The organism is Pantoea sp. X-Soil-YNGN-844 (genome assembly GCF_059730595.1).
The window spans coordinates 1,231,413-1,244,472 of record NZ_AP036007.1; the positions used below are offsets into that span (position 1 = coordinate 1,231,413).

At 57.1% G+C, this 13,060-nt stretch carries 8 protein-coding genes; 3 read left to right on the forward strand and 5 right to left on the reverse strand.

The window, feature by feature from the left end:
• Nucleotides 1-20: 20 nt before the first annotated feature.
• From AC6I8C_RS05650 to AC6I8C_RS05665, 4 genes are all read right to left on the reverse strand, one after another.
• On the reverse strand, nt 21-1,622 hold the full coding sequence (locus AC6I8C_RS05650; protein WP_497821853.1) for an inorganic phosphate transporter: 1,602 nt from the start codon (nt 1,620-1,622) through the stop codon (nt 21-23).
• 187 nt (nt 1,623-1,809) lie between these two features.
• A complete protein-coding gene (locus tag AC6I8C_RS05655) occupies nt 1,810-2,922 on the reverse strand; it encodes a L,D-transpeptidase family protein (RefSeq protein WP_497821854.1) in 1,113 nt (370 codons plus the stop codon).
• A gap of 214 nt (nt 2,923-3,136) precedes the next feature.
• The gene (locus AC6I8C_RS05660; protein ID WP_497821855.1) at nt 3,137-4,951 is read right to left on the reverse strand and encodes a glycoside hydrolase family 15 protein; all 1,815 of its coding nucleotides are present in this window, start codon (nt 4,949-4,951) and stop codon (nt 3,137-3,139) included.
• Nucleotides 4,952-5,153: 202 nt separating this feature from the next.
• Nucleotides 5,154-5,735, reverse strand: a complete 582-nt coding sequence (locus AC6I8C_RS05665; protein ID WP_150012173.1) for a DedA family protein — start codon at nt 5,733-5,735, stop codon at nt 5,154-5,156.
• Between the two features lie 203 nt (nt 5,736-5,938).
• Between AC6I8C_RS05665 and AC6I8C_RS05670 the strand changes: the two genes are divergently transcribed.
• The 3 genes from AC6I8C_RS05670 (at nt 5,939) to AC6I8C_RS05680 (ending at nt 10,327) form a co-directional block, all read left to right on the forward strand.
• Nucleotides 5,939-6,526, forward strand: coding sequence for a Yip1 family protein (locus AC6I8C_RS05670; protein ID WP_033782385.1), 588 nt, complete (start codon nt 5,939-5,941; stop codon nt 6,524-6,526).
• A gap of 179 nt (nt 6,527-6,705) precedes the next feature.
• Nucleotides 6,706-7,653: a D-alanyl-D-alanine endopeptidase gene (pbpG, locus tag AC6I8C_RS05675; RefSeq protein ID WP_497821856.1), complete on the forward strand. Its 948-nt coding sequence runs from the start codon at nt 6,706-6,708 to the stop codon at nt 7,651-7,653.
• Nucleotides 7,654-7,882: 229 nt separating this feature from the next.
• Nucleotides 7,883-10,327 carry a DUF3772 domain-containing protein gene (locus AC6I8C_RS05680; protein ID WP_497821857.1) on the forward strand — a complete coding sequence of 815 codons (2,445 nt, stop codon included), beginning with the start codon at nt 7,883-7,885 and terminating at the stop codon, nt 10,325-10,327.
• Between the two features lie 80 nt (nt 10,328-10,407).
• Here AC6I8C_RS05680 and AC6I8C_RS05685 read toward each other — a convergent pair whose 3' ends face one another.
• Nucleotides 10,408-13,059, reverse strand: a complete 2,652-nt coding sequence (locus AC6I8C_RS05685) for a beta-N-acetylhexosaminidase (protein WP_497821858.1) — start codon at nt 13,057-13,059, stop codon at nt 10,408-10,410.
• Nucleotide 13,060 lies beyond the last annotated feature (1 nt).

Genomic DNA, 13,060 nt, shown 5'->3' on the forward strand with positions numbered 1-13,060 from the left:
CCGGTAGTGAGCCCTGACTATCAGAAATGGGTAAACACCCAGTAGAGCAGGGCAGAAAGCAGAATGGAGACCGGCAGCGTCAATACCCAGGCGACAGCCAGATTTCGCAGAGTCGAAAATTGCAGGCCTGAGCGGTTGGCCGCCATGGTGCCCGCCACGCCGGACGACAGCACATGGGTGGTCGACACCGGCAGGCCAAAGCCATCGGCTGCGCCAATGGTCATCATCGCCACCAGCTCGGCGCTGGCACCCTGGGCGTAGCTCAGATGGGTTTTGCCGATCCGTTCTCCCACCGTCACCACAATCCTGCGCCAGCCGACCATGGTGCCAAGCCCCAGCGCTATCGCCACCACCACTTTCACCCACATCGGAATAAAGCGGGTGGCGCTGTCGAGTTCGGTTTTCACCGCTTTCAGATTGCGTTCGGTCTCCTGCGGCAGCGTCACCTTAGCGGTCTGCAGATGCTTGATCGACTCCGAAGCCAGATACATCTGGTTGCGGGTATTGGTCACCGCCTGAGCAGGGATATTATCCATCGAGCCGTAACGGCGAATCTGATCGCCCACTTCGTTAAGCGTCCGCGCCAGCGCCGGTAACACCTCGGCGTTCATCTGGTTGCTGCCGACAAAGCTGGTCAGCACGTCGCGGGCCGCCGGGGGATGTGCCGTCGCCGGTTGCAGTTGCAGCAACTGATGTGCGGTCACTTCAGTCAGTGCGGCCACGCGTGGGATCTGATCGGCCGGCAGCGATCGATTCAGGGCATAGGCGATCGGCATGGTGCCCACCAGGATCAGCATAATCAGCCCCATCCCTTTCTGGCCATCGTTGGAGCCGTGCGCAAAGGAGACGCCGGTACAGGTCAGGATCAGCAGACCACGGATCCAGACCGGCGGTGGCTGGTCACTTTTCGGGGCCTGATAAAGCTGGCGATTACGGATAAACATCTTCATCACCCAGAGCAGCAGCCCGGCGCAGACAAAACCCACCACCGGCGACAGCAGCAGGGCATAGCCCACCTTCAGCGCCTGATCCCAGTCCACGCCGCTCAGTCCGCTGCGCCCATGCAGCATCGCGTTGGCTACCCCGACGCCGATTATCGAGCCAATCAGCGTATGCGACGACGATGAGGGCAGGCCGAAATACCAGGTGCCGAGATTCCAGATAATCGCGGAGAAGAGCAGCGCATAGACCATGGCAAAGCCGTTGCCGCTGCTGGCCTGCAGGATCAGCTCGACCGGCAGCAGTGAGATAATGCCAAACGCCACCACGCCGCTGGAGAGCAGCACGCCCATAAAGTTACAGAAACCGGACCAGACCACGGCCACGCCGGGCGTCAGCGAATGGGTGTAGATCACCGTGGCGACCGCATTGGCGGTATCGTGAAAGCCATTGACGAACTCAAAGCCGAGCGCAATCAGCAGCGCCAGTCCCAGCAGAAAGAACGGCAGATAGCTGGTGACCGGCGTATTGGTTTCTTCAACATCATTGACCAGGTTAAGTCCGGCGAAGGCCAGCCCGGCGATCAGCAGAATGAAAAACAGCGGTTTGCTGAAGCGGCTGCCCTTGCCGTTGAAATCGGGGCGTCCCTGGGCTGATGAGGAGGAGAGACTGTTTTCGCTCATGGTGTACCTCACGTGGCTGATGCCGGATGCTGATTTGCATCGGGTTAACGGAGTGTGATACGCGCTTTATATGACAGATTAATGATGGTCGGGCGGGGGAAGAGGGCGGAAATGTTCGGTAATTTGCCTTAATCCAGGCAATAAAAAAGCCAGCGACAGGCGCTGGCTTCTTAGAGCAGGACGGCAGTTACGAGTTGGTATTGGCCGCGGCTGCAGGTGCTGCTGGTGTGACCGGTGCGGCCTGCTCAGTGGCGGGCTGCTGTGGCTGTGCAGCATCACTGTTTGCACCCTGTGGGGTCACTGGCGTCATCGGCTGTTCCTGTGGTGCAGCCTGCGGGTTTTCCTGCACAGGTACAGGTGCAGTCTGGATGTTGTTTTCCACACCGTTCACTTTTACCGGCATACCGGTACGGCCCTGAATGGCGCCGTTAACCTGATCCTGATTGACGCTGGCATCAACCAGCACTTTGCTTACTGCCTGCGTCAGCGTAATCGGCACCAGCTCACGTGAGTTGAACTGCTCTTCAGTAGTCGACAGCGGGTTATGCACTTCCACATAACGTGAACCGTCTGGTTCTACGGTCGCTTTTACCGGCTGATCGACGAACTGAACGCGGGTTCCGACCGGTACGTTCTGATACAGCCATTTGATATCGTCAGCGCGCAAACGCACACAACCGTGGCTCACGCGCAGGCCGATACCGAAGTTGGCGTTGGTGCCGTGAATCGCATAGAGACGACCGATATAGAGCGCGTAAAGACCCATCGGGTTATCCGGGCCTGCCGGGAACACGGCTGGCAGCGTTTCACCGCGTGCCGCGTAGTCCGCATGCATACCTTTGGTTGGCGTCCAGGTCGGGCCATCTTTCTTACGTTCTACTGCTGTGGTCCAGTTGATCGGGGTATCTTTACCCAGTTCACCGATACCAATTGGCAACACCACCACGGTTTTGCTGCCTTTCGGGTAGTAGTAAAGACGCATCTCTGCGCTGTTAATCACAATGCCTTCACGCGGTGCGTCAGGCAGGATCAGCTGCTGTGGGATGATCATTTTGCTGCCAGCTTTAGGCAGATAAACGTCAACACCCGGATTGGCTTCCAGCATATTGCTGAGGCCCATCTGGTACTGCGCCGCAAAAGCTTCCAGCGGCAGCTTGCTGTCTTCAGGAACCGTAATTTCAATATTTTCCCCGATCAGACGGCTGTTGGCCGGCGGTAACGGGTAAACCACAGCAAAGGCTGACTGGCTTAATGCCGCCAGAGCCAGAGCGATTGAAGCGAAAGCGCGAATAATTTTCATATTTTACAAGTCTTTATCGCCATATTTCAGGCTGGTCTATGTGTCGAATTCATGCTGGCCAATGTGACCTGCTGCGCATTATATGTTCATTAATCTGACGTTGTGAATCGGGAATTTAACCTGCCTGCAATACTTTACGTAAATTCACCGCGGATGTTAGCGCATTTCCGGAAAGCAGGGCGTTTAAAATGCGGCTTTCCGGGGGGAGTCCTGATTAAGGTTGCCACTGCGTCTGTTCACCGCTGAGTTTGCGATTCAGGAAAAAGGCGGCACTGATTAACGCCAGATGCGTCAGCGCCTGCGGCGTATTGCCCAGCGCATGACCGTGGCTGTCAAACTCCTCGGCGTACAGGCCCAGCGGATTGGCGTAGCTCAGCAGCTTCTCAAATTCAAAATGCGCTTCCTGAATCCGGCCCGCGCGCGCCAGACACTCGACATACCAGAATGAGCAGGCACCAAAGGAGCCTTCCGATCCCTTGAGGCCATCGGCCGGTGTTTCATGCGTATTGTAACGCCGCACCATACCGTCGCTGACCAGATTGGTTTTGATCGCATCCAGCGTGGCAATCCAGTCCGGGTCGGTGGCACCGACGAAGCGCACCAGCGGCATCAGCAGCATGGAGGCGTCAAGGTGTTCGCCATGACGGGTGGCAGAGAAATGGCCGCGTTCACTGTTCCAGAAGTTTGCCCAGATATCTTCGCGGATCTCGCGACGCGCCCGATCCCAGCGTTCATAAGGCATCGGCAGAGATCGCTTCATGCCGAGACGCAGTGCGCGATCCAGCGCCACCCAGCACATCAGACGCGAATGCAGGAAGTGCTCCGGCTCGCCGCGCATCTCCCAGATACCGGCATCGGGCTGATTCCAGTTCTCACACAGCCAGTCGATCATTTTGACCACATGCTCCCAGCCGCGCTGCGAGATCGCCTCACCATATTTATTCGCCAGATAGACCGCATCCATCAGCTCGCCATAGATATCGAGCTGGGTTTGCTGCCAGGCATCATTGCCGATGCGAACCGGACGGGAGTCGGCATAGCCGGAAAGATTGAGTAACTCCATCTCATGCAGCTCGGTGCCGCTGTCCAGTCGGTACATCACCTGCAGGCGCATCTCATCGTGATGGCTGTTTTCAACACAGCGCCCGACCCAGTGGGTAAAATGTTTGGCTTCATCAACGTAGCCCAGCCGCATCAGTGCATACATGCTGAACGAGGCGTCGCGGATCCAGGAGGCGCGATAGTCCCAGTTGCGTTCGCCGCCCAGCTCTTCAGGCAGGCCAAAGGTTGCCGCCGCCGCAATCGAGCCGTGCTGATGTGAAGTCAGCAGCTTCAGGACCAGCGCCGAACGCTGCACCATCTCTCGCCAGCGCCCCTGATAAGTGCTACGGGCGCTCCAGCGTCGCCAGTAGTTCAGCGTCTCTTCAAAACAGTGTTCGGTGGCCAGCGCTTCGATATGTGCATCATCCACGCTGCCAAATTCGAACTGCGCATGTTCGCCAGGCTGTAATGTGAAGTGTGCGGTGGCGCTGTCATCTTCAAGCGTCATGACCACCGAGGCTGCCAGGCGCAGCGACGGCTGACCTTCGGCATGAAAGTCGATGCAGCCGTTGTGCGCTTCGGCCCGGGTCTGCGCCCGGGCGTAGTCATGACGCGGTGAACAGCGCAGCTGAAAGGTTGCGCTGCCGCGAACCATCTTGACCCGGCGGATCAGGCGCGGCAGTTTGTTCTTATCATCACAAATCGGCATGTAGTCGGTGATTTCCGCCACGCCTTCATCATCCAGCCAGCGGGTCTGCAGGATATTGGTGTCAGGCAGGTAAAGCTGCTGACGCCGCGCATTGGGCCAGTCAGGCGCCAGGGAGAAAAGGCCGGCATCATCGCTGTCGAGCAGGGCGGCAAACACCGACGGGCTGTCGAGTTCAGGCCAGCAGAGATAATCAATGGTGCCGTCATTAGCGATCAGTGCACAGGTGCGCAAATCACCTATGACACCGTGGTCTTCAATCTTACGTTTTACCTTACTCATGCTCATCTCCCTGTCAGTGTCCATCCTAACTATAGCTGAGCCCCCCGATGCGGCTTCGTTTGGGCACAGATGGTTAACGCGGGGTTGAATAATGAAAGAGAGGGTAAGATGGGCGGATAAGACTCACATCATCGTCTACCGGTCGCCAGACTCTGTTCAGCGTCTGGCGACCGGTGCGTCATCTGGCGAATACGCCATTCGTTTATTGCTGATCGGCCCGGCGGTTATGCCAGCGACGGATTACCCAGCGCAGCACAAAGGCGAAGACGACCGCCCCAACCAGCCACAGCAGATGTTTCAGATGCTGATCGAGTTTATGCAGCCACGGTGCGATGATGCCGCCCGCGAAATAGCCCAGCGTCACAAAGATTAGCGACCAGATAGCCGCCCCGATAACGTTAAGAATAAAAAACTTCATCGGTTTAAGGCGGCTGGCACCGATGATAATGGGACCAATCAGCCGGAAGCCATACATAAAGCGTACGCCAATCACGAACAGGCTGGGACGGCGTTTGATCAGGCGGTTTGCCTTCACCACTTTGTCCTGATGCTTTTTAAAGCGGCGCAGGATCCGCGTGCCCCAGCGGCGACCGACCCAGTAAAGCAGCTGATCGCCAACAATGCCGCCACCCATTGCGGCTAGCACGACCCCCACATAATGCAGCAGCCCCTCATGCGCGGCCACGCCGCCCAGCAGCGTAAATGTCTCCCCCTCGGCAATACAGCCAATAAAAAGTGCCAGATAACCGTACTGCGTTATTAATGCGTTGATATCCAGATGCAAACTGACTCTCCCTGTTCGGTGATGATTTCTTTCAGTCTATACGCGATTTGGCTTCGCTTCCGCCCGGCTACAACATCTGTTTATTTATGCTGTTTTTTTGTCCGGTCACGACGAAAATTTCACTGCCGTTTATACTTGAGGAGACGCTGCCCCCAAAGACGCATGCATCACCGGGCGGCCCATCGCATCAGAGGAGTGACTGTATGAACCATGTCTGGGGACTTCTGGCGCATCCGAACCAGGAAATGCGTCATATCAAGCAAGAGAATGAGAGCGTCTCGCACCACTACACCCACCATGTTCTGCTGATGGCGGCGATCCCGGTGATCTGCGCCTTTATCGGTACAACTCAGTTGGGCTGGAATCTGGGCGAGGGGCAATATGTGCAACTTAACCTGGCAACCGGCATCGGGCTGGGCATTCTGTTCTATCTGATTATTCTGGGCGGTGTCGCGGTTATGGGGCGCGTGATCCACTGGATGGCGCGTGATTATCCGCAGCGTCCCGGCGTCCAGCGCTGCACCGTGTTTGCGGGATACGTGGCGACGCCGCTGTTTCTCAGCGGGCTGGTGGCACTCTATCCGCTGGTCTGGCTCTGCGTACTGGCAGGGGCGCTGGCGCTGCTCTACACCGGCTATCTGCTCTATATTGGCATTCCGCTGTTTCTGAATATCGACCGCGAAGAAAGCCTGCGTTTTTCCGGCTCTACGCTTGCCATCGGCGTGCTGGTTTTTGAAGTGTTACTGGCATTAACCGTGGTGCTGTGGGGATATGGACCGCATCTGTTCTGACTGACCGCTGCCGCCGCTCTGGCGGCAGTTCTCTTTTTACGCCCGGAAACAATCTCACCAGGAAATTTCTTAACCTAAAGCGTATGATGCTGCTGCCAGCCCGCGCGCCGACGTGACTGAAGCGGGCGGCCTGTGTCGGTCTGACACAGTACACAATCATAACCGGGTTTTTTTCTACGATGCCTGCAAAAATTCGCTTCACCCTGCTTTCGCTGGCGCTGCTCGTTTCCGGGCAGATTGTTTCACTTCCGGCGCAGGCGACGACTTCATTGTCGCAACTTACGCCTATTGCTCAGCCGCAGATCGCTTCTGGCAGTGCGATGATTGTCGACCTCACCACCAATAAAGTGCTCTTCTCCAGTCACCCGGATCGGGTCAGGCCCATTGCGTCTATCACCAAGCTGATGACCGCGATGGTGGTGCTGGATGCGCATCTGCCGATGAATGAGATGATTAACGTCGATATCAGCCAGACGCCGGAAATGCGTGGCGTTTTCTCGCGCGTTAAGCTCAACAGCCAGATCAGCCGCCGCAATATGATGTTACTGGCGCTGATGTCTTCAGAAAACCGTGCTGCCGCCAGCCTGGCCCACGCCTATCCGGGCGGTTATCGCGCCTTTATCCAGGCAATGAATGCTAAAGCGCGGTCACTCGGCATGAAACAGACCCGCTATGTGGAGCCAACCGGCCTCTCAACGCAGAATGTCTCCAGCGCGCAGGACCTGGTGAAGTTACTCAAAGCGACGCGGGAATATCCGATGCTTGGCGCGCTCAGCACCACAAAAGAAGAGACGGCGGTGTTTGCCCATCCGAACTATGCGCTGCCGTTCCGCAATACCAACCATCTGGTCTATAAAAACGACTGGCATATTCAGCTGACCAAAACCGGTTATACCGACGAGGCGGGCCACTGCCTGGTGATGCGCACGATGATTAACAATCGTCCGGTGGCGCTGGTAGTGCTGGATGCCTTTGGCAAATATACTCACTTCGCCGACGCTAACCGTCTGCGTAGCTGGATTGAGACCGGCAAAGCTGCGCCGGTCCCCGCTGCTGCGCTGGCGTATAAAAAGCAGAAGTCGGGCCAGGTTGCCAGCAATGGTGCCGGCAGTGCCGACGTTGAGTAGAAAATAGCCGGTGTTGCGCACGGCGCGCACTGGCATTGCCTGCAGGCTGAGCAGGTAGCCGGGAAGAAGCAGGCAGAGGCGCGTATAAAGATGTTTACGCCGCTGCCTGTTCTGAATCAGCCCGAAAAATGCCCGTTATTCCTATATTGCCATCCCTTGCAAAGCCCTAAACTTACGCGCGACTGGCGAGGGACGATCGCCTGAATTAAGCTGCCGGAATCTTACACCTATGTTTATACGATCCCTTTTTGCATTGTTAATGCTGGCGCTGGCAGGGTTTGCCCCGGCGCTGGCGCTGGCCGCAGATGATACGGCCGGTGCTGCTCAGGAACAGGATGCTCCGCCGAAGTTGAATGCCGCGGTTGAACTGCCGAAAATGCAGAAGATCCTCGACAAAATTAAAAGTCAGGTTTCTGTCGATGCTGGCGAAAACAAGCTGACGCAGCTGAATGAAATGGCGCTGGAGCTTTCCGGCAATGCCGATACGCTGGGTCAGGCGCTGGTTCCCGATCGCCAGCAACTGGAAGCCCAGTTGCAGGTGCTGGGTCCGGCCCCGAAAGCGGACAGCGGCGTCAAAGAGACGCCGGAAGTGACGCGCAAGCGTAACACGCTGGAGAGTCAGAAAAGCAAACTCGACGACCAGATTAAGCAGGCTGAAGGCATTAAAAATGGCGCACTGATGCTCTCCTCGCAGATTGTTAACCTGCGTCGCGATCAGCTGAAAAGCCAGCTGGCGCTGAACTCCGGCAGCATCCTCGGGGCACGCTTCTGGTCACCGTTGCTGAGCACACAGGATCTGGATGGCGAGAAAATTGGTGAGTTCCTGCAGGAGTTGCAGGACACGGCTGCGCTCTCCTGGGAGCCGGGCTGGCGCGTGGGCAGTGTCTTCTGGCTGCTGGCAGCGCTGCTGGTAATGACGGTGGGCCGTCGTTACAGTGAAGAGTTTCTGGCCTGGGTCAGCATTAATAAACTGCCGGAAGGGAAGCTGCGTCGCAGTTTCCTGGCAGCAGCGATAGCGCTCACCACGCTGGTGGCGGTTGTCCTTACCTTTAACTTTATCGCCCTGGCTTTCACCCGCCGTGATGAGGTCTCTGAAAACGTTCAGGATTTTGTTGATCGTCTGGTACAGCTCAGTGTTTTCTGTGGCCTGATTGCCGGGCTGGGACGTGCGTTCCTCTCAACACGCAGGCCCAGCTGGCGCTTACCCACTATTTCCAATGAAGTGGCGATGGCGTTAAAACCGTTTCCACCGATTACTGCGGTGCTGGTCTTTATCTTCCAGACGGTCGAGGCATTCAACTACAGCGTCGGCACCAGCCTGAATACCACCATTTTTGCCAACGGACTGACGGCACTGCTGATCGGCAGCACCGCGCTGGCGATCAGCATGCGCACCAACCGCGTGCGGCGTCGCATGACCCAGGCGGGCACACCGCCGGAAGCCCGCTCGACGCTGGTTGGTCTGATTCAGATGGGCCTGACACTGACCGCCATTGCGATTCTGGTCTCGCTGCTCATCGGTTACGTTACGCTGGCGCGCTTCCTGAGTTATGAAGTGATCTGGTGCGGCCTGCTGTTTGGTTCGTTCTACTTCCTCAGTCACCTGCTGAAAGATGGCTGTGAGAGTCTCTTCTCAACCAGTAATGCTACTGGTCGTCGTATTCAGAGTTCGCTTAACATTAATGAGCGTCACCTGCAGCAGACGGCTACGCTGCTGACGGCCATCGGTAAAACCTTCCTGGTGCTGGTTGTTGTACTGGCGCTGGTCAACGGCACCTTTGCCTCCTCAACGCCGATTGAGCTGCTGCAAAAAGTGATCGAGTTCTGGGGTGGTAAAGGCCTTGAATCCCTGAACATTGTACCGGCGCACATGGTGAATGCGATAATCTGCCTGATTGTCGGAATCTATGTGCTGCGCTCGGTGCGTCGCTGGCTCGACACCGATTTTCTGCCAAAAACCACCATGGATGTGGGGATGCGGGTGTCGCTGGTGACGCTGTTCAGCAACATCGGTTACGTGCTGATTATCCTGCTGACCCTGTCGATCATGGGTCTGCAATGGAACAAGCTGGCGTGGATCGTCAGTGCGCTGTCGGTTGGTATCGGTTTTGGCTTACAGGAGATTGTGAAGAACTTTATCTCGGGGCTGATTCTGTTAACTGAGCGTCCGGTTAAAGTCGGCGATCTGGTGAGCATCAGCGGCATTGAAGGGGATATTCGCCGCATTAACGTGCGCGCCACCGAGATCCAGCTGGGCGACAAGTCCACGGTGATTGTGCCGAACTCACAGTTTATCTCGCAGAACGTGCGCAATGCGACCATGGGTAATGCGCAGGGGGTGGTCACGATTACACTGACTTTCCCGCTGGATATCGATCCGGTGAAGGTGCGCGATATTCTGCTGGAAGTTTACAACGAGAACGAACGTATTCTGGAAACGCCGGAGCCGTCTGTTTCGTTTAAAGATCTGACTCAGCAGGGCATTATTCTGAGCGTCACGGGTAACGTAGCGGGTCAGCGCCAGATCTCAGGGGCGAAGAGCGACCTGCTGTTCGATATTCTGACGCGTCTGCGTAAAGAGGGCATTCTGCTCTCCACACCGCAAACCATGATTATCGAGCGCCGTCAGCAGATGGCGGGTGTGGAGCCGGTTCCGGAAGAGAAGCTGGTTTAGGTGTGAAAGGGGCCGACTTCTGTCGGCCTTTTTTATGTTCACAACGCTGGTTTCCCGGCCTGTTTTCTCACTCTCGCTTACTACAAAGTTTCCACGCGGCTGGTGCGCTGGCCGTCGCGGCTGACGGAGCGAATTGCCACGGCACCGCTGACCTGCGGCGGTCTGTTGGCATCGTAGCGCTGCCAGTTTGCCCCCTTGTCCAGACTGTACTCCAGCGTTACGCCCGGCAAGGCCACGTTCATCGACAGGATGCCATCAACGATTTTTGCTCCCGGCACCGGCAGGCGATAATCGATACCCGCCTTATCCAGCTTCGCCAGTTCCCGCTGTCCCAGCAGGTTGGCAAATCGCTGCCAGTCATGCAGGCGTGCCTGCTGATCGACGAGATGGGTTTTGCCTCCCGTGTATTCCTGACCTGGCTGGTAATCCCGCTCCCAGCTGGCGCGGTGCCAGCTTCGTTCCGCGACCGCAAAAAGACGCGGATAGATCATGTGCTCCATCTGGGCATCTGTTCGCACGGTTTCGCTCCACAGCTGGGCCGACATGCCATAAGCACCGGGCCACGGCTTCTCTGATTTAGCGCTGAAAACGTTGCCGTCGCGATCCACCGAGGTTTCCGCATTCTGCGGCAGGTTGTCCGGTGCGAAGCCGAAGATTTTACGCTCGTCGTTGAAACGCGTGCCCCAGTAGTAGCCGCGCTCCAGCGGGTTCACTTCATACGGAAAGTCCAGGTAGAGATAGTCGGGACTGGAGATCACCACGTCGTAACCTTTCTGTGACCAGTCAGCGGCACTGTCAAAACCGCCCCAGTAAAGCGTGTCCCAGAAGTTGACCGCAACCCGCGGGGTGGCGAAGGCTGCGGCATTTCTGGCATCTTTTAAACCATCCTGCCACGCCTGCATTTTGCCAATGCCGTGCCGGTTAACAATCTCACTGACGGTCAGGGCAAAATAGCTCGGCAGGTGTGCCAGATCTTCCACTTTGCCGCTCTTCACCAGTGCCTGACAGACCTGCGATTTTGCCCACGGCAGATCTTCACGGCGCCAGTCGCGCAGCCCGGTACCCGGTTTAGGGCTATTTTTGTCAGAGTAGCCTGCACCCAGCCGAATGTTTTTCGCCTCGTCGCCGCCAAAATGCCAGACATCGAGCGGCTGTCCCGCCTCCTGGTGCATCGCCTGAACCTCGCCGATCACCTTGTCGACAAAGCGCTGTGAGCTCTCAATGCAGGGATTGAGATAGCTGGTGCGGTCGTAGAGCTGCACCGAGGTAGTATTGGAGTCGTCAGTGGGATCAATCAGGCGATACGCGTTGGCCTGTTCAGACTCTTCCTTCTTCATCAGCCGCTGATAGCGTGCTTCCATGGCGATAACGGCCGCACGGGCATGGGCGGGCATATCGATTTCCGGGATCACCTGAATGTGGCGCGCCTGCGCATATTTCACAATGTCGATGTAATCGGCCCGACTGAAAAAGCCGCTGCCGTTGTTATCGCTGAACGGACCGGAACCGAGCTGCGGCAGCAGACAACGCTGTTCAGTCAGGTCATGACAGCGTTTAGCGCCCACGTCAGTCAGCTCCGGTAAGCCAGGAATTTCAAGCCGCCATCCCTCATCGTCACTCAGGTGAAAGTGAAAGCGGTTCATCTTCCACGCCGCCATCTGATCGAGCAGCCGCATCACCGCCTGCTTACTGTGAAAGTTACGGGCAACGTCAAGAAACGCGCCGCGATAAGCAAAGCGCGGCGCATCATGGGCTTCCAGCGCGGCGATACGCGCCGCACCCTCGCCAGGGACCAGTGAGAGAATTGACATCAGACCGTAAAAAGCCCCGGCAGCATCGTAGGCCACCACTATGGCGCGGCGGGGCGTGATATCCAGATTGTATGCACCCGATTTCGCCGTTTTGCCACTGAAGTGGCCGGGTTTGATCTGCGTCGTGATGGCGAATCCATCGGGTGCTTCTTTCAGGCCGAGCAGGGTGAGGCGCTGTTTTACCGCCTCACCGGTTTCAGGTGTCAGCCCGGTAAGCATCAGCCTGACGCCGCGGCTAAGATCGGCATCCTGCGGGTGGAGCTTCACCTCAAGCGGCGTGGGGGTGATTTGACCGCGCAGCGCAGAGACGGGCAGGGCAGCAACATCGCTGTTTTTATCAAACCGGCTGGCGGGCTGCATCAGGACATTGTGGTCATCGGCACTGCGTCGCCAGTGGTCACCCAGCGGCGATACAAACTGGCTGGGGTCTTCATGGTCGGTGCTGGCAATAATTTTGGGCGTTGCCTGCCCGGACGTGACATACCAGCGCGGCATCACATCAGTGACAAACAGCTGCCAGTATTCGTTAACGACGGGAATCTGCACCGACTCACCTGCACCAATGCCGGTAAACTTGTCCGTGGGCTCCAGCCGGGTTAAGTCGCCAACCAGGTGGGTCATTTTAAACTGATCGTTTTCGACCCGCAGCGTCTGGTGAACGTTGCTCATGTAGATGGCCCAGTGTTTGTCGGTCAGAGCCGGGCCGTTATTGGTCAGGGTAATGGTGGCGCGATTGCAGGCGGCATAGTCGGCTCCCAGCGCGGCGCAGTCGGTGCCGTTCAGAGCGGCTTGGTTGTCATTCACTTTATAAGTAATGCCAAACTGGCTGATTTGATTCACCACCTGCTGCTCTGACGGGCTGGCGTGGCCTGTGGCTGCAACGCCTAACAGAGTGAGCGCGATAAGGCTTAATTTTAACATG